Source organism: Streptococcus sp. HMSC073A12, assembly GCF_001812815.1.
In the GTDB taxonomy this organism is placed as follows: Bacteria; Bacillota; Bacilli; order Lactobacillales; family Streptococcaceae; genus Streptococcus; species Streptococcus vaginalis.
The window spans coordinates 1-24,471 of record NZ_KV810550.1; the positions used below are offsets into that span (position 1 = coordinate 1).

Annotated in this window: 19 protein-coding genes, 1 tRNA gene and 3 pseudogenes; 9 read left to right on the plus strand and 14 right to left on the minus strand. The window is 39.9% G+C overall.

What is annotated here, in order from left to right; genetic code table 11:
- Window positions 1–118 precede the first annotated feature (118 nt).
- Window positions 119–1,186 (minus strand): DNA polymerase IV, encoded by a 1,068-nt coding sequence (gene dinB / locus HMPREF2876_RS07440; protein ID WP_024051453.1) that lies wholly within the window; start codon window positions 1,184–1,186, stop codon window positions 119–121.
- A gap of 249 nt (window positions 1,187–1,435) precedes the next feature.
- Here dinB and pflB point away from each other — a divergent pair, with 249 nt between their 5' ends.
- The 5 genes from pflB to HMPREF2876_RS07465 all read left to right on the plus strand — a co-directional run bounded on the left by pflB (window position 1,436) and on the right by HMPREF2876_RS07465 (window position 7,669).
- On the plus strand, window positions 1,436–3,751 hold the full coding sequence (pflB, locus tag HMPREF2876_RS07445; protein WP_024051454.1) for a formate C-acetyltransferase: 2,316 nt from the start codon (window positions 1,436–1,438) through the stop codon (window positions 3,749–3,751).
- A gap of 100 nt (window positions 3,752–3,851) precedes the next feature.
- Window positions 3,852–4,628 (plus strand): threonine/serine exporter family protein, encoded by a 777-nt coding sequence (locus tag HMPREF2876_RS07450; RefSeq protein ID WP_024051455.1) that lies wholly within the window; start codon window positions 3,852–3,854, stop codon window positions 4,626–4,628.
- A 3-nt stretch (window positions 4,629–4,631) separates the two neighbouring features.
- Window positions 4,632–5,081 carry a threonine/serine exporter family protein gene (locus HMPREF2876_RS07455; protein ID WP_101749897.1) on the plus strand — a complete coding sequence of 150 codons (450 nt, stop codon included), beginning with the start codon at window positions 4,632–4,634 and terminating at the stop codon, window positions 5,079–5,081.
- A 133-nt stretch (window positions 5,082–5,214) separates the two neighbouring features.
- On the plus strand, window positions 5,215–6,387 hold the full coding sequence (locus HMPREF2876_RS07460; protein WP_024051457.1) for a hydroxymethylglutaryl-CoA synthase: 1,173 nt from the start codon (window positions 5,215–5,217) through the stop codon (window positions 6,385–6,387).
- Between the two features lies 1 nt (window position 6,388).
- Window positions 6,389–7,669: a hydroxymethylglutaryl-CoA reductase, degradative gene (locus HMPREF2876_RS07465; protein WP_070584593.1), complete on the plus strand. Its 1,281-nt coding sequence runs from the start codon at window positions 6,389–6,391 to the stop codon at window positions 7,667–7,669.
- A gap of 28 nt (window positions 7,670–7,697) precedes the next feature.
- Here the strand turns inward: HMPREF2876_RS07465 and fni are convergent, their stop codons facing one another.
- From fni to gla, 8 genes are all read right to left on the minus strand, one after another.
- Window positions 7,698–8,714: a type 2 isopentenyl-diphosphate Delta-isomerase gene (fni, locus tag HMPREF2876_RS07470; RefSeq protein WP_024053170.1), complete on the minus strand. Its 1,017-nt coding sequence runs from the start codon at window positions 8,712–8,714 to the stop codon at window positions 7,698–7,700.
- A complete protein-coding gene (locus tag HMPREF2876_RS07475) occupies window positions 8,711–9,709 on the minus strand; it encodes a phosphomevalonate kinase (protein WP_024053171.1) in 999 nt (332 codons plus the stop codon). The genes fni and HMPREF2876_RS07475 overlap by 4 nt, the downstream gene beginning before the upstream one ends.
- Window positions 9,702–10,646, minus strand: a complete 945-nt coding sequence (mvaD, locus tag HMPREF2876_RS07480) for a diphosphomevalonate decarboxylase (protein WP_024053172.1) — start codon at window positions 10,644–10,646, stop codon at window positions 9,702–9,704. Before mvaD ends, HMPREF2876_RS07475 begins: the two co-directional genes overlap by 8 nt.
- Window positions 10,628–11,506: a mevalonate kinase gene (mvk, locus tag HMPREF2876_RS07485; RefSeq protein ID WP_070584595.1), complete on the minus strand. Its 879-nt coding sequence runs from the start codon at window positions 11,504–11,506 to the stop codon at window positions 10,628–10,630. The genes mvaD and mvk overlap by 19 nt, the downstream gene beginning before the upstream one ends.
- Before the next feature lie 162 nt (window positions 11,507–11,668).
- A complete protein-coding gene (locus tag HMPREF2876_RS07490) occupies window positions 11,669–12,604 on the minus strand; it encodes a serine hydrolase domain-containing protein (RefSeq protein WP_024053174.1) in 936 nt (311 codons plus the stop codon).
- Entirely contained in the window at window positions 12,601–13,341 is a 741-nt protein-coding gene (locus HMPREF2876_RS07495; RefSeq protein ID WP_024053175.1) for a CppA N-terminal domain-containing protein, read from the minus strand. Before HMPREF2876_RS07495 ends, HMPREF2876_RS07490 begins: the two co-directional genes overlap by 4 nt.
- An 81-nt stretch (window positions 13,342–13,422) precedes the next feature.
- Entirely contained in the window at window positions 13,423–14,688 is a 1,266-nt protein-coding gene (locus tag HMPREF2876_RS07500) for a hypothetical protein (protein ID WP_070241493.1), read from the minus strand.
- A gap of 216 nt (window positions 14,689–14,904) precedes the next feature.
- Window positions 14,905–15,756: an aquaglyceroporin Gla gene (gla, locus tag HMPREF2876_RS07505; protein WP_024053176.1), complete on the minus strand. Its 852-nt coding sequence runs from the start codon at window positions 15,754–15,756 to the stop codon at window positions 14,905–14,907.
- Window positions 15,757–15,865: 109 nt separating this feature from the next.
- Between gla and HMPREF2876_RS07510 the strand changes: the two genes are divergently transcribed.
- Window positions 15,866–18,145, plus strand: a complete 2,280-nt coding sequence (locus HMPREF2876_RS07510; RefSeq protein ID WP_024053177.1) for a Xaa-Pro dipeptidyl-peptidase — start codon at window positions 15,866–15,868, stop codon at window positions 18,143–18,145.
- A 36-nt stretch (window positions 18,146–18,181) separates the two neighbouring features.
- Window positions 18,182–18,481 (plus strand): YbaB/EbfC family nucleoid-associated protein, encoded by a 300-nt coding sequence (locus HMPREF2876_RS07515; RefSeq protein ID WP_070584597.1) that lies wholly within the window; start codon window positions 18,182–18,184, stop codon window positions 18,479–18,481.
- Between the two features lie 54 nt (window positions 18,482–18,535).
- Here HMPREF2876_RS07515 and HMPREF2876_RS07520 read toward each other — a convergent pair.
- From HMPREF2876_RS07520 to HMPREF2876_RS07530, 3 genes and pseudogenes are all read right to left on the minus strand, one after another.
- Window positions 18,536–20,173 (minus strand): annotated as a pseudogene (locus tag HMPREF2876_RS07520) (glycerophosphoryl diester phosphodiesterase membrane domain-containing protein); the annotation flags it as partial.
- A gap of 69 nt (window positions 20,174–20,242) precedes the next feature.
- Window positions 20,243–20,413: pseudogene (locus HMPREF2876_RS07525) on the minus strand (YdcF family protein); the annotation flags it as partial.
- Between the two features lie 39 nt (window positions 20,414–20,452).
- Window positions 20,453–20,947 (minus strand): DUF536 domain-containing protein, encoded by a 495-nt coding sequence (locus HMPREF2876_RS07530; RefSeq protein ID WP_003027119.1) that lies wholly within the window; start codon window positions 20,945–20,947, stop codon window positions 20,453–20,455.
- 144 nt (window positions 20,948–21,091) lie between these two features.
- On the opposite strand from HMPREF2876_RS07530, the gene HMPREF2876_RS07535 reads away from it, so the two are divergent.
- Window positions 21,092–22,264: an aminoacetone oxidase gene (locus HMPREF2876_RS07535; protein ID WP_070584599.1), complete on the plus strand. Its 1,173-nt coding sequence runs from the start codon at window positions 21,092–21,094 to the stop codon at window positions 22,262–22,264.
- Window positions 22,265–22,314: 50 nt separating this feature from the next.
- On the opposite strand, the gene HMPREF2876_RS07540 is transcribed toward HMPREF2876_RS07535, so the two are convergent.
- The gene (locus tag HMPREF2876_RS07540) at window positions 22,315–23,052 is read right to left on the minus strand and encodes a MerR family transcriptional regulator (RefSeq protein WP_070584601.1); all 738 of its coding nucleotides are present in this window, start codon (window positions 23,050–23,052) and stop codon (window positions 22,315–22,317) included.
- Window positions 23,053–23,416: 364 nt separating this feature from the next.
- Here HMPREF2876_RS07540 and HMPREF2876_RS10515 point away from each other — a divergent pair.
- Window positions 23,417–24,266: pseudogene (locus HMPREF2876_RS10515) on the plus strand (site-specific integrase); the annotation flags it as partial.
- An 80-nt stretch (window positions 24,267–24,346) separates the two neighbouring features.
- Here HMPREF2876_RS10515 and HMPREF2876_RS07550 read toward each other — a convergent pair.
- A tRNA-Leu gene (locus tag HMPREF2876_RS07550) sits at window positions 24,347–24,430 on the minus strand.
- Between the last annotated feature and the right edge of the window lie 41 nt (window positions 24,431–24,471).

Here is a 24,471-nt window from a genome sequence, read left to right on the forward strand (position 1 = left end):
AAAACATTGAATTGCTTGACAAATGGTAGAAAAATAACTCCATAATCTCTGCAGTAGTGTTACCCATTACAGAAATTATAGAGCCCAAAAAGTTTGGAACTCCCCATCCCAAACTTTTTTACATCCCAAATCCTGTCACTATCACTCCTAAAAGACGCACACCTTTTGTCTGCTCGTCCAAGCTATCATAAATCTCATGTGCAATGCGCTCAATCTGCTCCGCATCTTGCGTTCTTGTCGCTAAGCTCTGCCTTTTTGTCAATGTTGAAAAATCCGCATAGCGAATCTTCAGAACAATCGTCCTACCAGATTTTCCATGCTTTTTTAAACTACGAGCTACCTTTTGTGATAAAAGGGTCAGCTCCTTTTTTATGTCGTCTTCGTTATGGAGCAATTTCCCATAAGTTCTTTCCTTGCCGATAGACTTACGAATACGGTTGACTTTTACTGGTGAATTGCTGATTCCTCTTGCCTTGCGATAAAGGTCAAATCCAAATCGGCCAAACAAGTCAATCAAGGTCATCTCAGGAATTTCTAATAAATCTGCTCCTATGTAAACGCCCATATCATGCAGCTTTTCCACCGTCTTTTTTCCAACACCGTAAAACTTTGCCACATCCATTTGAGAGAGAAAAGCTTCTGCTTCTTCTGGCAAAATAACCGTCAAACCGTGAGGTTTTTCATAGTCACTAGCTATTTTTGCCAAAAATTTATTGTAGGACACACCAGCAGAACTGGTCAAATGAAGCTCTGTCCAAATCTCATGCTGGATTAGCTTGGCTATCTTGACAGCAGATTTCATACCTAACTTATTTTTGGTCACATCCAGATAGGCTTCATCAATACTGATTGGCTCAATCACATCTGTATATCGTTTAAAAATGGCTCGAATTTGCTGACTGACTGCCTGATATTTCTCATAATTTCCCGAAATGAAAATCGCCTGTGGACAACGCTCATAAGCTTCTTTGGAGCTCATGGCTGAGTGAACACCAAACTTTCGTGCCTCATAATTGCAAGTCGAAACAACGCCTCGTCCGCCTGTCAAGCGAGGGTCAGCTCCGATGATAACCGACTTGCCTTTTAGTGCTGGATTGTCTCTTTCTTCTACGGAGGCAAAAAAGGCATCCATATCAATGTGAATGATTTTCCGAGACGTATCATTGATTAAGGGAAAAATTAACATCAATACAGCTCCTTTCTTGACTCTTTTCTTTCCTCCATTATACAATTTTTATCATTTTTTCCAAAATATTTGAAAATATGCTGATTTTTTCAAAAATATAATACAATTTACGCTGATTTTTTAATCTGTATTATAAAAGAAAGTGCTTTTATGGCCAGGTTTCATTTGTGGAAACGATTACTATATGATATACTTGTTTTATAAATGTAACAGATTTGTGTTACTAGAAAGATACAAGAGGAAAAAAACATGGTTGTTAAAACTGTTGTCGAAGCACAGGATGTTTTTGACAAAGCCTGGGAAGGCTTCAAAGGGGAAGATTGGCGCGAAAAAGCTAGCGTATCTCGTTTTGTACAGGCAAACTACACTCCTTATGACGGAGATGAAAGTTTCTTAGCTGGTCCAACTGAACGCTCTCTTCACATTAAAAAAATTATCGAAGATACAAAAGCACATTATGAAGAAACACGTTTCCCAATGGATACACGTGCTACTTCAATCGCTGATATTCCAGCTGGATACATTGACAAAGATAATGAATTGATTTATGGTATCCAAAATGATGAATTGTTCAAATTAAACTTCATGCCAAAAGGTGGTATCCGTATGGCGGAAACTGCTTTGAAGGAACATGGCTATGAACCAGATCCTAAGATGCATGAAATCTTCACAAAATACGTAACAACTGTAAATGACGGTATTTTCCGTGCCTACACAACAAATATCCGTCGTGCACGTCACGCACACACTGTAACAGGTTTGCCAGATGCTTATTCACGTGGACGTATCATTGGTGTTTACGCACGTCTTGCTCTTTACGGTGCAGATTACTTGATGGCAGAAAAAGTCGAAGATTGGAATGCTTTGACAGACATTGATGAAGAAACTATTCGTCTTCGCGAAGAAGTCAACCTTCAATACCAATCATTGAAAGAAGTTGTCCGCCTGGGTGACCTTTACGGACTTGATGTTCGTAGACCTGCAATGAATGTAAAAGAAGCTATCCAATGGGTGAATGTCGCTTTCATGGCTGTCTGCCGTGTCGTAAATGGTGCTGCTACTTCTCTTGGACGTGTGCCAATCGTTCTTGACATTTATGCAGAACGCGACCTTGCTCGTGGTACTTTCACAGAATCAGAAATCCAAGAATTTGTTGATGATTTCGTCTTGAAACTTCGTACTGTAAAATTTGCTCGTACAAAAGCATACGATCAACTCTACTCAGGTGACCCAACCTTCATCACAACATCTATGGCAGGTATGGGAAATGATGGTCGTCACCGTGTGACAAAAATGGACTACCGTTTCTTGAATACACTTGACAATATCGGTAACTCACCAGAGCCAAACTTGACAGTTCTTTGGACAGATAAACTTCCTTACTCATTCCGTCATTACTGCATGCACATGAGTCACAAACACTCTTCTATCCAATACGAAGGTGTAACAACAATGGCGAAAGATGGCTATGGTGAAATGAGTTGTATTTCATGCTGTGTATCACCACTTGACCCAGAAAACGAAGACCAACGTCACAACATCCAGTACTTCGGTGCTCGTGTAAACGTGTTAAAAGCTCTTCTTACAGGTCTTAACGGTGGTTACGATGATGTTCATAAAGATTACAAAGTATTTGATATTGACCCTATCAGCGACGAAGTACTTGAATTTGAATCTGTTAAGGCAAACTTTGAAAAATCACTTGATTGGTTGACAGACACTTATGTAGATGCTTTGAACATCATTCACTACATGACAGACAAGTACAACTACGAAGCTGTTCAAATGGCCTTCTTACCAACCCATCAACGTGCTAATATGGGATTTGGTATCTGTGGATTTGCCAATACAGTTGATACATTGTCAGCTATTAAGTATGCGACAGTCAAACCAATCCGTGACGAAAATGGTTATATCTACGACTACGAAACTACTGGCGAATATCCACGTTGGGGTGAAGACGATCCTCGCTCAAACGAATTAGCCGAATGGTTGATTGAAGCCTACACAACTCGTCTTCGTAGCCACAGACTTTACAAGAACGCTGAAGCAACTGTATCACTCTTGACGATCACTTCAAACGTTGCTTACTCTAAACAAACTGGTAACTCTCCAGTTCACAAAGGGGTTTATCTCAATGAAGACGGCAGTGTTAACTTGTCTAAATTGGAATTCTTCTCACCAGGTGCAAACCCTTCTAACAAAGCTCGTGGTGGTTGGTTGCAAAATCTCAACTCACTAGCTAGCCTTGACTTTGGTTATGCAGCAGACGGTATTTCATTGACGACACAAGTTTCACCTCGTGCTCTTGGTAAAACGCGCGAAGAACAAGTAGATAACTTGGTAACGATTCTTGATGGTTACTTTGAAAATGGAGGACAGCACGTCAACTTGAACGTTATGGACTTGAAGGATGTCTATGATAAGATTATGAATGGTGAAGATGTTATCGTTCGTATCTCAGGTTACTGTGTCAATACCAAATACCTTACTAAAGAACAAAAAACTGAATTGACTCAACGTGTCTTCCACGAAGTGCTTTCAATGGATGATGCCCTTAGCTAATTCAATTCTATTCTCAAAAACCAGTTGGAAATTCCAGCTGGTTTTCTTCTTTTTTATGCTATAATAGAGGTATTGTTAATTAAAAGAAAAGGGTGTAAAAATGGTGGAGAAAAAAGATGTAGAAAGGGAAGACAAATTTAATCTAACCGTTGATGTCCTGATGTTAGCAGGTACGCTTCTGCTTCAAAGTGGTTCTGAAATTTATCGGGTTGAAGATACCATGATTCGGATTGCTCATTCTCAAGGAATTATGGATTGTAATGCACTCGCAATGCCAGTTGCCATTTTCTTTTCAATTGAAAACACCAATATTTCGCGTATGAAACGCATTACTCATTCAAATTACAATATCGAAAAAGTGTGCGATGTCAATCAAGTATCGCGTGAACTGGTTAGCGGGGACATCAGTCTTGAAGATGCTTTTGAGAAATTAACTCAGCTAAAAAAGAAAAAGACACCTTACACAAACAGGCAACTGACATTTGCTGCTACTATTAGTGCCCCTTTTTTCTCTATAATGTTTGGTGGCAATCTCTATGATGCGCTCGGCGCTGCTCTTGCGACCTTCTTTGGCTTTGCCTTTTCTCTTTCGGTCAATAAATACGTGCGCATTCCTTTTGTCACAGCTTTTGCCGGAGCTTTTATTTTTGGTCTGCTGGCACAGATCTGGGCGCGCTATTCTGGCTTTCCTTCCAGTGCGGACTTAATCATCGCTGGTGCTGTCATGCCTTTTGTTCCCGGTATTGCTCTGACCAATGCCGTGCGTGATTTGATGACCAATCATCTCAACTCCGGAATGAGCAAAATCTTTGAAACGCTGTTGATCACTTTGGCACTCGGAGCTGGCACTTCCGTAGCTCTCGTCTTAATGAAATAAAAGGTGAAGCCATTGACTGTCTTACTACAAGCTGCAGCAAGTTTTCTTGCAATTGTAATGTTCTTAATCGTTTTAAATATTCAAAAAAGAATGCTCATTCCAGGAGGAATCCTTGGAATGTTCATCTGGCTTTTGTATTATGTATTAAAAGGTCCAACAAATGTGATTATTGCTACGTTTATCGCAGCTATTATCGGATCTTGCATTAGTCAAGTTTTGAGCATTCTTTATAAAACCCCTGCTGTCGTCTTTATCTTAGCCATTTTAGCTCCATTGGTTCCGGGCTATCTTTCTTATCGTACAACGGCCTTTTTTGTCACTGGAGATTATAGTCATGCTATGATTAATGCTACCTTGGTGGTGATTTTAGCCTTGGTCATTTCAATTGGAATGGCAAGTGGTACGGTGGTGCTCAGACTCTACCATTATCTGCAAAAGCATCGCTCCTCATAATTCGACATAACTCCTGAAAATGTCCCAAGTCTTTCTTTTCGTAAGAAGGCTTTTTTCTCAGTTTCCACTTTAATTATGATAAAATGGAATAGAATAAGTTTGGTATCAAACCGAAAAATATATAGAGGTAATGATGAACATTGGAATTGATAAAATTGGCTTTGCAACAGCCAATTATGTATTAAAATTAGAAAATTTAGCAGCCGCACGTAACATTGACCCAGAAAAACTAAGTAAGGGACTTTTATTAAAAGAAATTAGTATCGCCCCTGTCACAGAGGATATTGTAACCATGGGAGCGAGTGCAGCAGCGTCTATTTTGAACGAAGAAGATAAGCAAGCTATTGACATGGTCATCGTAGCCAGCGAATCTGGGATTGACCAAAGTAAGGCTTCTGCTGTTTTTGTTCATGGTCTACTCGGAATTCAGCCTTTTGCGCGTAGTTTTGAAATGAAAGAGGCTTGCTATAGCGCTACTGCTGCACTAGATTATGCGAAGTTGCACGTCGAAAAACACCCTAACTCAAAGGTGTTGGTCATTGCAAGCGATATTGCCAAATACGGTATTGAGACACCAGGAGAGCCAACACAAGGAGCTGGAGCAGTGGCTATGCTCATCACAAGTAATCCACGGATTCTCAGTTTTAATGAAGACAATGTTGCTCAAACACGAGATATTATGGACTTTTGGCGGCCAAATTATTCGACAACGCCGTTTGTCAATGGCATGTATTCTACACAACAGTATTTAGACAGTCTAAAAACAACTTGGGCGGAGTACCAAAAGCACAATCAAGTGTCCTTAAAAGATTTTGCAGCAGTTTGCTTCCATTTGCCTTATCCTAAATTAGCTTTAAAGGGTATGAAAAAGATTATGGATAAGAGTTTGCCAAGCGAGCAACAAGCACAACTGCAAGAAAATTTTGAGCAATCCATTCTTTACAGCCAAAAAGTAGGTAACATTTATACTGGTTCTCTCTTTTTAGGTCTCCTTTCCCTGCTTGAAAATAGTACAACACTCAAAGCAGGTGACCGCATTGCGCTCTTTAGCTACGGAAGCGGAGCTGTATCAGAAATCTTTAGTGGGCAGCTCGTAGCAGGCTTTGAGCAACAGCTTGAAACCAATCGTATGGAAATACTCAACAAGCGCACGCCTTTAAGCATTCCAGATTACGAGAAAATATTTTTTGAAGAAGCAAGTCTGGATGAAAATGGATCGGCCAGCTTTACGAACTATGAAAATCAAGACTTTGCTTTAGCAGAAATTGTTGAGCACCAACGCAGATATATCAAGGTGGAAAAATAATATGAAAATAAGTTGGACGGGCTTTTCAAAAAAATCGCTTCAAGAACGTTTGCAAATTTTAAAAGACTATCACTTACTAAACGAGGATAATCAAACAAACCTTGAGCATAATCACATGCTCCCTCTCTCAACAGCCGACCAAATGAGCGAAAATGTTCTGGCGACATTTGCTCTGCCCTACTCTTTCGTTCCTGATGTTGTGGTAGACGAGGAAGTTTATCAAGTACCTTTCGTAACAGAAGAGCCCTCTGTCGTTGCGGCTGCCAGCTTTGCAGCAAAAATTATTAAGCGCTCTGGGGGCTTCAAAACGACTATTCACAATCGCCAAATGATTGGACAAGTTGCTCTCTATCAAGTAGCAAATATTGAAGTAGCTATAAAAAATATCCAAAACCACAAGCAAGAGTTATTAGAATTGGCCAATCAATCACACCCATCGATTGTCAACCGCGGTGGCGGCGCATGCGATTTACGTGTAGAATGGCTAAATGGCGAAGCTGAATTTTTAGTCGTTTATCTAACAGTTGACACCCAAGAAGCTATGGGAGCCAATATCCTCAATACCATGCTAGAAGCGTTGAAAACACCATTAGAAGAGTTGACTGGCGGTGAAAGCTTGATGGCAATTCTATCAAATTATGCAACGGAAGCCTTAGTAACTGCCACCTGTGAAATTGATATCCGTTTTCTCGACCGAAATAAGTCAGAAGCCCTTGATATTGCTAAGAAAATAGTGTTAGCAAGCCAATTTGCCAAGCAAGATCCTTATCGCGCCAGCACCCACAACAAAGGCATTTTCAATGGAATTGATGCTGTCGTATTAGCGACAGGAAATGACTGGCGGGCGATTGAAGCAGGCGCGCATACCTATGCTAGTAGAAATGGTTCCTATCAAGGATTGACTACTTGGTCAATCAAGGAAGCCACTCAAACGCTCTGCGGAGAGATTACTCTCCCGCTCCCTATTGCTACAAAAGGGGGTTCCATTGGGCTCAATCCTACGGTGGAAGTTAGCTTCGATTTGCTAAAACAACCAACCGCAAAAGAGTTCGCCAGTATTATTGCGTCTATCGGCTTAGCGCAAAATTTTGCGGCTCTAAAAGCGCTGGTCAGCACCGGCATTCAGCACGGTCACATGAAGCTACAAGCCAAATCTCTAGCTCTTTTAGCAGGAGCTAAGGATACAGAAATCGCTCCTCTGATTTCTCAGCTCGTTTCTGAGAAACATTTTAGTCTCAAAAGAGCACAAGAAATTTTAGAAAACATTCGTCAAAAATCATAGAAAAAAAGAATCCGATAAGTGAAAAAACTCATCGGATTTCTTTATTTAGTTGACCTTGTGCTTCTCGCAAACGTCCATACAAAAGATAAGGCACTTGTCTTAGCTCTCTCAAATTTTGGCAACCAAGTGCACACATAATCAAGCGCAAATCTTCTTTCCAACCGTTTACAATCGTGATGACTTCATCCACCGAATGCGTTTCAATCAATTCTAACATGGTGCGTGAAAGTCCTACAGCCTTAGCTCCTAACACAAAAGCCTTCACCATATCAAGCGGCTGCCGTACGCCACCACTCACCAAAATATCCATTTTATCCATCATCGGCTGAGCATTTAGTAAGGCTTGAAGCGTAGATTGTCCCCAATCATTGAGATAGTCTCGATTGCCGCCGCGTCTGTTTTCAATATAAGCGAAGCTCGTTCCGCCACGACCAGAAAGATCAACCGTTCGAATACCGAGGTCATAAGCAATTTCGATCGTTGCCAAATCCATACCAAAGCCAACCTCTTTCAATACTACTGGAACTGAACTTTGCTCTGCATAGTCTTTTAAATGTGCTCGCCAAGTTTTAAAAGAACGTTCTCCTTCTGGCATGAGCAATTCTTGTATGAGATTGACATGCACTTGCAAAAAAAGAGGGTGAAGGTCTGTGATTGCCTGCTGCCCTAAGGAATACGGCTTATCCACTCCAATATTCGTTGCAAGGAGCAGGTCGGACTTGCCTTTGCTGACAGCATAAGAATCATCTGTTGGGTTATTCAAGGCAGCGCTGTAAGATCCTGTGACAAAAAGAATACCGCAAGCTTCTGCAACTTGTGCCAAGCGCTGATTGATGTCTTTCCCTTTCTCACTTCCACCTGTCATAGCATTGATGTAAAACGGAAATTCCCAATCTCTGCCTGCAAACTGCGTCGTCAAATCAATCTCGCCCAAATCATACTTAGGAAGCGAGCAATGAATAAGCTCCATGTCATCAAAACTATTATAAGGCGAATCGTACTCAAGCGCATATCTTATGTGTTCATCTTTACGATTTCGGCTCATCTATCCCACCTCTCCTTATATAAAACCTCGATTCCTGCCGCTTGCCAACGCTCCACTAAGATTTGACTGGCTTCGGAATCAAAAGACAAGGCTATGCCACAATCACCACCGCCAGCACCGCTGCTTTTTGCCACACAGTCCAATCCTTGACTAGACCTTTTTAAAGCTCTCAATTTTTCATTATAAATAGCAGGGCTCAGTTGCAGCAGGAGGCAACTAACTTTTTCTAGACTTTGCTTCACAATTTCTTTCTCACCAACAAACAACGCTTTCTCCAGTCGAAGGACTTCTTCTTGCGTTTGTGTTAAAAAGCTTGATGAGATTTTTGCTTTGACTTGATTGATGAGAACGCTAGAAATAGCTGGTTCTCTCGTCCAGCCCACGAGGAAATCACATGGAAGCTGTGGATGGATTGTCCGGATAATGTATCCCCAATCTTGTGTCACTATCTTTTCTAAAGGAAGCTCATTGATCTGCTCTGCTATTTTTTTTCGATTAAAAGATTGGTAATAAATCAAGTCCTCATAAGCGATACAAGCCACATCTCCCATTGAGCCATTGTCCCCACGTTTAAGAAGGACATAGGCTGCCAGCTTAAAGGTTTCCTCAGCAGATAACGCCAGACCATACAAGGCTGTTATTGCTCGTATGGTTAAAACTACGACACTCCCACTAGAGCCAAGACCAAATTTTTTTCCATCTTGCTCCATTTTTCCAGTAATGGTTAAGAAAAAGGGACGTAGTGAAATGAATCGAATTTGTAAAAACTCATTCATAACAGCAACCGTATCCTGAATGAGACTGTACTCATCATCAGGTGTCAAATCCACAGTATGGTCAAACATATCTGAAAACAACTGATAACGTTCAGAAAAATGAATTTTTCCCGTCATATAAATCGGAATATTTTTCAGAATCGCTCCTTGCCCTGCCGTCAAGACAGAATATTCTCCTGCTAAATATAATTTCCCACATGTTCTTACTGTCTTAGTCATCTGGTAATTCCTTCGTTTTAGAAACAATGAGATGATATCTTTCAGCAAATATTGGTACTAAATGTTCCAAATCTTCTTCTAAACACAAAACCTTTACATTTGGTCCTGCATCCATGGTGAAATAGCAGTGCTCTCCTTGACTGCGTAATTGTTTGATGAAGTCCATTGCTTCATAGCTTTTTTCGGTCAGGTAAGAAAACGCTGGCGTTGCTGTCTGAGTGGTAGCATGCATGGCAAGCGCATTTTTTTCTGTTAATTCTCCCACCTTAGCAAAATCATTGTTAGACAAATAAGTCAACATGGCTTTATAATCTTCTTCGGACTGTCTCACCCAATCACTAAATGTCGTGGAGGTTTCTGCACAGCGTTTCATTCCCTCACGACTTGAAATCGGCTTTTTATGATCATACAAAACCAGCATTATCATCGCTAATTTCAAATCTGTCTTTACTGGATAAATCTCTCCGCTATCCTTGTCCCAAGCTGCAATCGGTCCATAAAAACTCCGTGAGGAAGACCCAGAAGCTAATTTTGCTTTTTGTGCTTGCTCTTTTGTGGACAAGTGCAATTCAAAAAAGTCATTACAAGCCTTAACGAGCGCAGACAAACCGCTTGAACTAGATGAAAGCCCCGCTGCTGTCGGCATATTATTTTTTGTATCAATGCGTACAAATCCAGCTCCTTGAGGGCGAAAACGATCTACAATATTGCGCATTTTTTTATGTTCAGCTTGATCTTGCAGAACACCATTGATATAAAATTCATCTGACTGAGCACTCGCTGGTAAGCTAGACAGAGTTGTTTCTGTGTACATATTTTCCAAGGTCAAAGAAATACTGCTCGTTGCAGGAATTATCTTGACAGTATCTTTCTTACCCCAATATTTGATAATGGCAATATTGGCATAAGACCGCACCTTTACAGACTTTCGATCCATGTGTTTACCGCTCCTTTCTCCCTCAATAAATCAGCCAAACTGACAGCCTTTTCTTTGCTCGCCACTAGAGCGATAATGCAGCCACCTAGACCACCACCACTCATTTTCGCACCAAGTGCTCCATTTTCTTGCGCTGTAGCAACAAGCCAATCGGCTTCAGGGCAACTCACGTCTAGATTTTTTAAGCTGAGGTGAGCTTCTGACATGGCTATCCCGATTCTCTCTAAATCTTTTACTTTCAAAGCTTCTTCAACTTCATTGGTTAATTTTCCAAGCTGATGCAAATGTGGCAAAGCCCTTCTTCCAATACTTTCCACCTTTTGAATCGCTTCTCGTGTATGTCCATAAATCCCTGTGTCTGCAATCAAAAGATAAGCTCCAAGATTCGTCTCAAACTCTGAAAAACCAACATTTTTAATAAATTTAATAGCATGATCGCTCAAGCAAGTCTTAGCATCCAAACCACTCGGATTCATGTGGGCAATCATCTCTGCCCGATTTGCTAAAATCTCCAGAGTTTCCCTATCCAACTCCTGTTCATAATAATCAAAAACAGCTCGAATCGCAGCAATGCTCACTGCCGCAGAAGAACCCATTCCGCGTTTTTCAGGCACCATGGACTCAATCTCACAGCGAATATAAGCCTCTTGCACCCCTAGAAATTCCAAAGAAGCAAAAACCGCCATAGAAAGAGTATCTTCTTCATACAAAATCCACGCATGATCTGACGGCAAAATGCGACAAGTCACTTCAATATTAGTTAAAGGTAGAGCCAAAGCAGGGTAGCCATAGACAACGGCATGCTCCCCTATCAAAATAATCTTACTATGTGCCCGACCGACACCTACTTTTTTTGTCATATTCTCTCTACATCACAATACTTCATCTATTATTTTAATATAATTCATAGAAAAAAGCGATCGTTAGTAGTCAATTCCTTTTATATTCCAAACTAATTTATTTCAACTTTTAAAACAGCGAAAAGAGCAGGAAATCCAGCTCTTATCCTAACTGTCTTCATTTTACAGATTTTGTTTAATCAAATCCATGAGCTCATTGCGGTCTAAAATCCATTGTGCACGTTCGTCTTTCTCATACGTTCGGTTGGAAAGGAAGATGACCGCTTTCTGCTGTAAACGATTAAACATAATAAACGTTCCAGTATAGCCTGTGTGCTGCAACCACTCTTTGTCTAAATCCCAAGCAAGACTGCGTGTTTTTCCAATCTCCTTTGAGAAATTTTTTGTCAAAGTTGCTGCAAAGTCATCCTGTAAATAATGCTCCAAAAAGAGCTCCAAATCCCGAACTGTCGAAAACAAGCCTGCACTACCAGCATGTCTGCCCAACACATGCGCTTTGGGGTCATGTACAACTCCCGCCTTCACACCGCGAACCGTTGGCACCGCTTGCGCAACAGGTCCAAACGTTGTTTCTTTCATACCCCAAGACTGAAAAATTTTCCGCTCAAAAATGTCACTCAAAGAAGAATGAAAAATTTCTTCTACCATAAAACCTAGCAACAAAAAATTTACATCAGTATAACGAAAATGCTTGTTATCAAGCACTTTCAAATGATTTAGCGCCTCTTTCAATTCGACCGCATTGAGTGCATCTCGATTGGGGATAAAGGGATCTAGCCCTGATGTGTGAGCAGCCAGCTGACCTACCGTGACAGAATTGTCATGAAAAGCGGGATAATATTGTGTTAGCGGTGCATCTAAATCTAGTTTTTCCTCATGGAATAGAACAGCCAAAATCGTTCCGACACCCACAACCTTGCTGACACTCGCTAAGTCATAGACCAGTCCTGCTTGAGTCTTCTCACCTCGCTCAGGATTGCTCTCACCAAGATAATATTCTTGCCACTCTCCACGAGTATACAAAGCTAAGCTAGCTCCAGGATAGATTTGTTGTGCTATCTGTTCTCCGACTTTTGAGAGTATCTTGCTTGAACTCATACCGCTTCAATCCAAGCTTCAATTTGGCTCTCATCTTTGGTCAGGAAAAATTTGCCCGATTTAGGTATAAAATTTTCTCTTCCTTGAAATAAATCACGTAATGCTTCCACATCAAATTGCTCAACTGTAAATTTAACCATTGCCAAATCCCAAGTTTGAGTACTCTCCGTCAGCAAATCTGGTCCGCTTGCTTGTGAGAATGTTAGAATAGACTGATTTCCTAGCCATTCCTGATAAAAAGTGACTGCTTTTTCCTTATCTGGAGCATTGATATGAATCTGCTCTATAGTAAATTGACTGAGCCCAACAAAATCCTCTAATGGCGCAAATGCTGGTGCTATCATCACTCTCTGTAAGGCTGTCCAGTCTTTCTCGCTATGCAGCAAAAATCTATCTCCTTCTGGTGAAGTTGCTTCAAAAGCATAGCCATTATCACCTTGGTAAAGATAATCTACCTTGCTGCCACGCGCTAAAAGTGCTTCAATTTCTCGTGGATTGGCTACTTTGATGACAATTTTCGCTAATTTCTTAGTCCCAACAACTTTGCGAGTGCGCATACTGGGCGACTCCTCTAGCTGCAATTTTTCAACTTTTGTCTGATCTCCAAGGCTGACAAAAGCTCCTTCCTCTAGCAAATTTTTCATTCCTAAAGTTTGACAATAAAATGCGAGATTGTTTTTTCGATTATTGATTTTTAATACTGGTATCGTATTTACACTTTTATTTGTTGAACACATAAATTCCTCCAAGCCTTTCTATTTTAAATAATTTTTGTGTATTTTACAAATATTTATGTAAAAATAGAACAAATTGTGCTATTACTGATAAATATTTTGTGCCACTACCAGCTCATTTGCCGACTCAAATTCATATTGAAGGTAAGACTGATAAGTTCCCGGCGCAATAATCCCACGCATATCTAAAATGGCTGTTCCAGCCTGTCCGATAATGCTATCGGCTAGCAGACAGCAATTGGTAGACAAGATAAAATAAGTCTTAAAACGACTTGTTTTAAACTTATATAAACGACCACCCAACTCATGCTTCAACTTATAAGCGTACGTGCGCTTACCATCTTTCAAATCTGCTGGTGGATTCCAGACTTCCAGCAACTCATCAATCTCAGCCAACCGCTTCTCCACAGCGCGCTTCTGTTCATCAGTCAGAGATAAACCATAGCCAAACAAGGTTTTTTTGCTTTCTTCTTTGCACAAGTCAATATAAGCATCTTTATCTACTTTAAACAAGACACCATCTCCAATCGTGCCGAATAAACGCTCTGAAAAAATATCATAACTACCATAGGAAACAACTTTTCCTTTATAGCAAATATCAACATGCCCAATCATCCCAAAAAGATTCTGGTCTGACGTATGGATCAGCACCTCTAAGTCAATGGGCTTTTCCTCGTCTCGGACACGACTATAAACCTTTTGTGGTTTCCTTTTTTCACCTTGCCAAAAACGATTAAAACGATTCAGTTGCTCTGCTGGGAAAAAGGCAGCGATAATGATAGGCAGGTTAATCCGAATACGGCGTCGAAGTTGTTTTTTCTCCACATCGGTGTTGAACATAAGACCGTCTCGAACGTTAGAAAAGCCTAGTAATATCAGATAAATACCAATAATCAAAAATTGCATCCTACCGTCCATGCTGGGAGAAAAGACAGGTGTCAGGCCAATCCCACCATAGAGAAAGGTATCAAAAAGATAACGAAAACCACCTTTTAACTTATTCTGCCGATAAAGAAGATATGTAATACCATAGATTGCCGCTGTACACAGCTGATAACAGCCCAATATAATAATGACAATATTGACTGGCAGATTGCTGGCACGGTTAAGAAAGCCAACAACCAGCCCTACCAAAACATGGAGGAGGGCAGAACCAAGACTGATACGATTTTGCTTCACTAAGAAACGGAAAAAAAGATTGATAACTCCAACAAATAAAAAGTAAATGACCAATAAATCTAGGGCAAATTTTGCAAAATCAACACCGTTTGCAATAATAATAACGCCAAAAAGAATCGCCAAAATACCGAACAATAGAGTCCGTCTCCCACTTAGTTTATCTAATTCCATTTCATCTCTCCCAAATAAAAGGTAGGAATGAGACAAAAATTGCTACTTTGAAAAAAATCAGTTTTGCTGTCTCACTCCCATTACTGTTGTTATCCTTACTCTTTAGTATAGTATTTTATCTTAGCAAGCGTCTAGTCACTTATCTATTTTTTCGCTCAATCTTATCTCTTCGTTATCAAAAAACGGCTCGTAACGAACCGTTTCTTTTTTGACAACTTATCCATAAATTATCTTGTAAAGTGCTACTGCAGCAATACCGGCAAGAATTGGAGATACGACTGGCACCCAAGCATACCACCATTTTGAATCTCCTTTGTGCTTACCAAGAACTGATTTTGGAAGAAGGAAATGAAGAATACGCGGACCTAAGTCACGTGCAGGGTTCAAACCTGGACCTGTAGGACCACCAAGTGACGTTACCAATGCCATGACAAGGAAACCAAGTGCTAAGTGGGCAACAGCAAGTCCGGCATTGATGTGAGAACCAATTGCAACTTTTCCTTGGATTTGAGTAGCATCCACTCCACGAGTAGCAGCATATTTAACAACTTCTGCACCAAAATAGTTTTTGGTCATAGCCATTGCTGCAAAGAACAAGATAAATGAACCAATAAATTCATTGACAAAACCATTTATCATAGAAGCAGCATGTGATTTCTTGCTTCCGTCATCCGTATTTACAATAGTTGAGAATGATCCCAAAATCGCATTAGGATTTGTTGTTTGCAAATAGTAAGGGCGGTGACTTGCTACTACTAACGCTTGTCCAAATATCGCTCCCAATAATTGTGCAATAATGTAAGGCGCAACTTGTGCCCAAGGGAAGTATCCGCTAATCGCAAGTCCTAGTGTGAATGCAGGATTGATATGATTCCCTGATACATTTCCAAACATAAGAGCAGGAATCATAACCCCCATACCATAACCAACTGCAATGACTAACCAGCCGCTTTGATGACCTTTGGTTCCCTTTAATTCAACGTTGGCAACAGCCCCGTTCCCCAAAATAATGAGAATTGCCGTTCCAAGGAACTCTGTAATATATTTCACAATCCATGTGACATCCATTTTTGTTCTCCTCTTTAATTAAAAAATTTTTAGACAAATCTTATTTTATCAGTTACAATGTATAATGTAAAGGTTATTTTTTGACAAAATGTAAAAAAGGAGTAAAAATATGCGTTACAACCAGTATAGTTATACACCAGAAACAAGCGAAAAAATCCTAGCTGAAATGGAAAGCATTGGATTTTCTTTCCGCCCAGAGCATTCTGATAAAGAAAATTTAGAAACTTTTGTACGTAGAACTTTTTTTAATTATAAAAATACAGACTATGCTTTAAAGTCTTTGGTTGCCAATTCAAATACAGACTTACTCAGCTTTTTTACGTCCAAGCAAGAATTGACAGCAGAGATTTTTTATACGATTGCTTTTCAATTACTGGAATTTGTGCCCTTTGTTGACTTTGATGAAGTAAAAACATTCCGCAAGGACATAAACTTTCCCATTACCTATGGAAATCTACTCGAAAATCTCTATCAATTGCTCAACACACGCACCAAAAACGGCAATCTCTTGATTGATAAACTAGTGAGCGACGGCTTGATCCCTGAAGACAATACCTACCACTATTTCAATGGTAAAAGTCTTGCGACCTTTACTAGCCATAATGCTATCCGCGAAGTGGTCTATGTGGAATCGCGTGTGGATACCGATGAAGATGAGCTGCCTGATTTGATTAAGGTCAGCATCATTCGTCCTCATTTTGATGGACAAATTCCTGCTGTCATGACTGCTAGCCCTTATCACCAAGGAACCAACGACAAAGCCAGCGACAAAGCACTTTATAACATGAATGTGAATTTGGTTAAAAAAGAGACCGAAAAAATCACCATCCATGACTCTGAAGTTTGCTTGGTTGAACCACAAGGCCAAGCAGTATTGGTGGAGCAATCAGAAGAAACACTCGGTCATATCGGTACTTACACGCTCAATGATTATTTGCTTTCACGCGGTTTTGCTAATCTATATGTATCGGGTGTGGGAACCAAGGACTCTGAAGGCCTCATGACCAGCGGAGATTATTATCAAATTGAAGCCTATAAAAACGTTATTGATTGGCTCAACGGTCGTTGCCGTGCGTTCACAGACCATACCAGACAGCGAGAAATCAAAGCCACTTGGTCCAATGGAAAGGTTGCTACAACAGGAATTTCTTACCTTGGAACCTTGTCAAATGGACTGGCTACGACTGGCGTAGATGGTCTTGAGGTCATTATTGCTGAAGCTGGAATTTCTTCTTGGTACAATTACTATCGTGAAAATGGCTTAGTGACGAGCCCCGGTGGCTATCCCGGTGAAGATTTTGACTCTTTGACAGAATTAACTTACTCACGCAATCTTCTAGCGGGCGAACGTCTTCGTCACAATGTCGAGTATCAAAAGAGCCTCAAAACATTAAAAGCAAACTTGGAGCGCGAAACGGGTGATTATAATCAATTTTGGCATGACCGCAACTATCTGATTCACGCACACAAGGTCAAAGCCGAAGTCGTCTTCACTCATGGCTCCCAAGACTGGAATGTCAAGCCGCTCAATGTGTACAACATGTTCCACGCCCTGCCACAAGACATCAAAAAACATTTATTTTTCCACAACGGCGCTCACATTTACATGAACAATTGGCAATCCATTGACTTTCGTGAATCTATGAATGCACTTCTCAGCAAGAAACTGCTGGGCTACAATTCCCACTTTGAATTGCCAACTGTGATCTGGCAAGACAATAGTCAAGCACAAAGCTGGCTGTCACTAAAGAATTTCGGCAATCAAGAGCACTACACTCATTTCAATCTAGGTAGTACTACTCAAGATATTCAAAATGCTTACTCTGATACAGACTACAAGCGTTTCAGCAAGACCTATCAAACCTTCAAAAATGAACTCTTTGACGGAAAAGTCAATCAAGTGACCGTTGACTTCACCTTAGAAAAAGACCTTTTCCTTAACGGTCCCGCTAAGCTCAATCTGCGCCTAAAATCCAGTACCGATAAAGGCTTGATTTCTGCACAGCTATTAGATCTTGGGCAAGCTAAACGCCTCACCCCAATTCCTGGCGTCCTTACACCAAAAGTCATGGACAATGGTCGCGTTTATATGCTGGATCATTTAATGGAATTACCTTTCAAAGAGACACCGCATCGCGTTGTGACAAAAGGATTTCTCAATCTGCAAAACCGCAACGATTTGCTAACAGTTGAAGAAGTCACACCAGACCAATGGTTAGAATTTTCTTTTGAATTGCAACCAACCATTTACAAAATGAAAATAGGCGATACACTTCGCCTTGTCCTCTACACAACCGACTTTGAGCACACCGTCCGCGATAATACCGACTATCATTTGACCATTGACCTAGCAAACTCTAGCTTAGATGTGCCAGATATGGTAAAATAAGATGTTAATGTTTGAAAATTAAGGAGAACCAAAACAATGATGAATATGCAATCAATGATGAAACAAGCACAAAAATTGCAAAAACAAATGGAAAAAGGGCAAGCCGAGCTTGTGGCGACAGAATTTGTTGGCAAATCCGCTCAAGATCTCGTGGTCGCAACTCTTACAGGTGACAAAAAAGTCGTCAAAATCGACTTCCAAGAAGCTGTTGTTGACCCAGAAGACTTAGAAACTTTATCTGACATGACAACCCAAGCTATCAACGCTGCCCTCGTAGAAATTGATGCCGCAACTAATAAAAAATTAGGTGCCTTTGCAGGTAAAATGCCGTTTTAAAACAAATCTCAAAAAACTCACCCCCTCCTAGTTCATTGCTAAGAGGGGGCTATTTTATGTAAAATTAAAGAAATCAAAGGCTTTATTAAGGAGTAAGTCTGTATATTTTGGATTGTCTTTTAGCTCTTTAATGGAACTTTGTACCAGTTGAACATCGTCCGTTATGATACCGTCAACATTCAAGCGGAAAGATTTTGCAATGCTATTTACATCGTTGACCGTCCAATCATAGAGCAATTTATCTGCTTGCCACAACTTAGAAACAAAGTTTTCATCTAGTGTGGAGTATTCCATAGTATAACCACTGGCTTTGGTTCGTGGGAAGATTGTATTATAAGGCAGGATAAAAAAGCTTTTAATGCTAGCATCGTATTTCACAACTTTTTCAATCACGCAATAGTCCAATGAGTGCATTTGATGACCGTACTTTTTAATCGTTGGGCCATATTTTTTCAAAAAGCGCTCCATCATATCCGAAGAATCTTTTTTGCTGGTTTTGATTTCAATGAGCAACCGCTGTCCCAATTCGTTGGCACGTTTGAGATACGCATCAAAACTGGAAATTTTGGTCCGATAGCCATTTTCTGAAACATCTAAAGCAGTTAGTTCTGCCATGGTCAAATCCTGTGGACTTGCATTGACACCCGCCAAATTGAAAAGATTAGCATCATGCATCATGACAAATTGACCATCTTTTGTTTCTTGTACATCCATTTCAATGTAATCTAGTTTCAGCAAAGCCGTCTTTTCCAATGACTGAATCGTATTTTGTACACCATTTTCCTGCGACACTCCTCGGTGAGAAATCGTAACAGGAACCGTTTCTAATGGAAAAATGAGATACATATAACCTTCCACAGCAAAGAATATAGAAGCAATGGAAATCACAAGCCAGCGCAAAACGCGATCGAACTTCCTCCGCGGATAATCCGCCAAACCTTGCTCAGTCAGAAAAGAAACAAATTTAATCAAGAAATAGCTCAACATCAGATAGTGAGCATTCTTCAGCAACACATAATTCATCACACCAGCAATCGTTGACACTTGATTGGAATGACCGTCTGCAACATGCTGTAAAAAAAGAGAGGAAGAGCCATTCCAAAAAAAAGAGAAAAGTCTTGGTCACAATCCAAAACAACTGCCAAGAATAAAAGAAAGTTCGTTTTTTGGTCTTTTCTAAGCTGAACCGCACCGCTTCTCTTACGGAAGAATTTTCAAAAAAGATTTTGGGCAAGGCGAACATCAGCTTGACCGCAATCAATAACATCAGCCATACAAGTAGGGGCAGGACGACAGCACCCCCAAAAATACGTCTCTTTCAAATAAGTTAAGATAAAATTTGGAACTAAAATCTTGTTTATATAGTAAATTTTGAGGATTTTTCGGAGAAAATGAAAGAGCAGAGCGATGTAGAGCAAGACAAACAAGATTTTACTAGGACGTGCCTGCTTTAAGATGAGTAAACTGTCTGCTATGGTTTTCTTGGTAAACTTCAAGAGGGTTCGCTTGTCTTGAGTCAATAGATTGTGCGCTCCTAAAAAAAGAAGTGTGATTTGAACATAAGCGACCAACAGATTGGCTAAAAACAAGAGGATAAAAGCCAGAGTAACTAGAGGATGACTAGACAACACTCCAACTACATTGTTATACGACAGAAATTTAACCCGTCTGACGAAGCAAAGTACCTGCCGCAGCATAAGACGGATTAAGTCAGCATAATCTTGTTTTAATGCTTCAAAAGCTATTCTGACCTCTGTCGGAATCTCCACCCACTAGAATACTCCTACTAAACAGCACCCTGACATCAGCCTGTTTTAGGCTATATTTATCTTCTAAAGCTTTCTGTGTTAATTCTGGTAAATCTCGCTTCCCGCAAAAAGAAGCAAGAATATTGATATTTTTTGCGACTTTTTCTTTCATCACATCTTTCATTCTATAAAAAAATCTCAGTTTCTTCAACCGAGATTCTCTCTATCGTCCAAACAATCTTGCAAAAAAACCTTTCTGCTCTTGTGCTTGCACTTTTTCTTTAGCTTCGTCCAATTCTAATAGCAAAGTTTCACGCTCACTCATGGCCTTAGCAGTCAATTGCTGCTGCTGGTCTAATTGCTTGTCTTTTTCAGCAATTTGCACATCTTTCACGCGCAATTGCTCATCTTTTTTAGCTAATTGAGCATCTTTTGCTTTTAACTGGTCATACAAACGCACAATTTCTGCATTTTTCTCATCTACCAAAATTTCCATGAGTTCACGTTGCTTGACATCTTCGCTGACCGGTTCATCTTCAAAAATCGTCTTTTTGTAAATTTCTTCCAGCTTTATCAAACCGCTGCGCGTCACAACGGTGACCCCTTTTTCATTCTTGTCGGTATCTTCGGGCGCAAGAGTTTTGACCCGATTGTTCATCGCCTGACGGCTAATCCCTAAAATCTCGGCTAGCTCGCTGACTGTCTTTTCAATTGCCATAATTTCCTCTGAAACTTTTTCTAGATATATACCTAAATCTTATCATATCAAGGCTTAACTGTCAAATTCGCTCTGGATTTCAAGGAATTTCATCACATTTATGATACAATAAATTTGACATATTCATTTAAAGAAAGAAGCACAATGAACCATTTTGATACAATCGTGATAGGCGGAGGACCAGCTGGTATGATGGCTGCTATTTCCAGCTCCTTTCATGGACAAAAGACACTGCTCTTAGAAAAAAATAAACGCTTGGGTAAGAAGCTCGCTGGAACTGGTGGCGGACGCTGCAATGTGACGAATAACGGCACTTTAGAAGATTTATTAGCTGGCATACCAGAAAATGGGCGCTTTCTCTACAGCGTCTTTTCCCAGTTTGACAATCATGACATTATGAATTTTTTCACTGACAATGGTGTTGCACTCAAAGTAGAGCATCACGGGCGAGTTTTCCCAACAACAGATAAATCTTTTACAATTATTGAAGCATTAGAACGGAAAATGAAGGAGCTAGGCGTCACCATCATGACCCAGACGGAAGTGGTTTCTGTAAAGAAAAATGCGGATTACTTTATCATCAAGTCAAGTGAGCGCATTTGGAGCTGCGATCGATTGATTGTCACAACAGGTGGAAAATCCTATCCCTCAACTGGCTCTACTGGCTTTGGCTATGAGATTGCGCGCCATTTCAACCATACAATAACAGAGTTAGAAGCTGCAGAAAGCCCACTTTTGACAGATTTTCCACACAAGGCTTTACAGGGGATTTCATTAGCCAATGTCACCCTTCGTTATAATAAACACATCATTACCCATGACTTGCTTTTTACCCACTTCGGCTTGTCAGGTCCTGCCGCATTGCGGTTCTCCAGTTTCCTCAAAGGCGGTGAAACCATTTATTTAGATGTCTTACCACAGTTTTCTGCGGAAGATTTGGCAGCATTTTTAGAAAATAACCGAGAAAAATCGCTCAAAAATAGCCTCAAACAATTACTTCCTGAACGTCTGGCAGACTTTTTCGCGCAGCCATTCCTTAAAAAAGGCAAACAATTGACTGGAAAAGAAAAAGAAGAGCTCATTCAACAACTCAAAGCTCTACCAATTCCTATTACCGGCAAAATGTCTCTAGCTAAATCTTTTGTGACCAAAGGCGGTGTCAGTCTTAAGGAAATCAATCCCAAGACTTTAGAAAGCAAACTAGTTCCTGGGCTTTATTTTGCTGGCGAAGTGCTGGACATCAATGCTCATACTGGTGGATTTAATATTACAGTCGCTCTCTGTACTGGCTGGGTCGCTGGAAGTGTGGAATACTAAAAATAGAGCAGATGCTACCATGCAGAACATGTTGGCACCTGCCCTATTTTTTATTTTGCTTGTGTAACGTAGATGTGGATAATATCTGCTACATATTGGGCTGTTCCAACTCCAAATTGGTCAATATTTTTCTTAAATTCTGGATTTGCCACATAGCCTTTTCCGATAAAAGCGAAAACTTCCAGAGAGCAATCAAAGGCATAGGTATTCATTGCTTGAAATAACTGCTCGTCTTCTGATAAATTCTCTTGTGCTTCCACAGCTAGACCTTTTTGCATATTGTTAGCTAGATTGCGAAAAACTTTGTTAAATGCTTCCGTCATCTCAGTTTCTTTGCCAACTTGTCGTGCACGAGAATCGTCCATTACTTCTTGACCGTATGTTTCAACCGCTTGATGATAATAATTTGCATGATCTTCGTAGGTAAATCCAACAAATTTTTCTTGTGTCGTCATTTTTCTTTCTCCTTTTTGAGCTTGAATTGTCTTTTGTAAGGTGGAAATCAAGGTATCCAAATGTTCCCTTTCCTGCTGCAAAAACTGCAATTGCTTGTTCAAGTGAGGCAATAGTTCCTGCTCTTCCTGACTTAGCAGCTCTGCTATTTTCTTTAAAGAAAATCCAAGATATTTGTAAAATAAAATAATTTGCAGGCGCTCTAAATCTACTTCACTATAAAGGCGATACCCGTTTTCAGACTTTTGCGGCACAAGCAAACCTATTTTATCATAGTGATGCAGTGTTTTGACAGAAACACCTGAAAGCTGCGCAGCTTCTTTGATTTGATACATCATTTCCTCCTTACAAATCTCATTATAAACCCTCCCCTTAGGTCAAAGTAAATACTTTTTTAAAAATATTTTCCTCCCAATATAGTTATCACAAAGTACGACCTTGCTTTTTACAAAAATCGCTAACGTTGCTTGCAAAGCAAATCTCAACACCATTCGCTTTTCAAACTTGGACGAACACTACTCAAACTAAAAGCTTCGTTTGCTTCCTTCACTACTTCAACAGCCTATTGGATTGTCGAAACCTTTCGAAGACGAGACTAACAACTACAAATTTTCAATTTTTAAACTCTAATTGATCTAGATAAGATCACAAATCAATTAAGGAAGAAAAGAAAATTGTAACAAACATTGACTTGAATTATATCAAACTTGGTATGTCTTAAAAGTTAGACTTAAAAAGAAGTTATAAAGAAAAATTAGCAGATTTATGGAGAAACAATAAAAAAACTATTTGAAGATAAAGCAATAGTTGATATAAAATCGACAGAATATCAAAGAACCATGAATATCCATGGGGAAACTGTTGGATATGATTACTTAAGTAGAATCAATTCAACAATTAGAAAAACTATACAATTAGTGCAATCTGATAAGATAGTTCTTGATGATTTCACAAGTAACGTAGAACGCTTCGCAGGAAAGGAAACTCAAAAAAACGAGGAAAAATATATTCATAGTGTTGAGGATTATGATAGATTAGTAAACTATCTGGAAGAAAAATTAGATTATGAGACAACAGTTATATATCATGTTCTATATATCATAGCTAAAACAGGCATGAGGTATGGAGAAGCAAGTGATATAACTGATGATGATACAAAGTTAGAAGACCATTATTTATACACACATAGAAGATATAACACTGCGACATGGGGGGACGAAAGCAAAAAATGATACTCCATACGAGCAGTACCAATAGATGATAAAACAGTTACTGTTCTGCCTAACATGATAAAAGAACGAAAAAGAATAAACTCATTACTACAAATAAAAACAAAGAGAAATTTCTCTTCTTTCACTATGGTCTAGAACAAGGACTTAGACACACTTATGGCTCATATTTACTTCATAGTCATATAGATATGGGAGTTGTGGCTAAAATTTTAGGTCATAAAGATATCCAAATGTTGATAAAGGCATATGGTCATACTATGACAGAAAGAATTGATAAAGAGTTCAAAGAGGTAGAATCTATCATGGATAGACTATAATTGGGGTACAATTTGGGGTACGATAAAGAAAAACATCAAAAAAAGCCTTGTGTATCAAGACTTTTTCTAAACTCAAGCAATACCGGCGGCCGGGGTCGAACCGGCACGTCCTTGCGGACACTGGATTTTGAGTCCAGCGCGTCTGCCAATTCCGCCACGCCGGCAAAGTTAAACTGGGGTAGCTGGATTCGAACCAACGCATGAG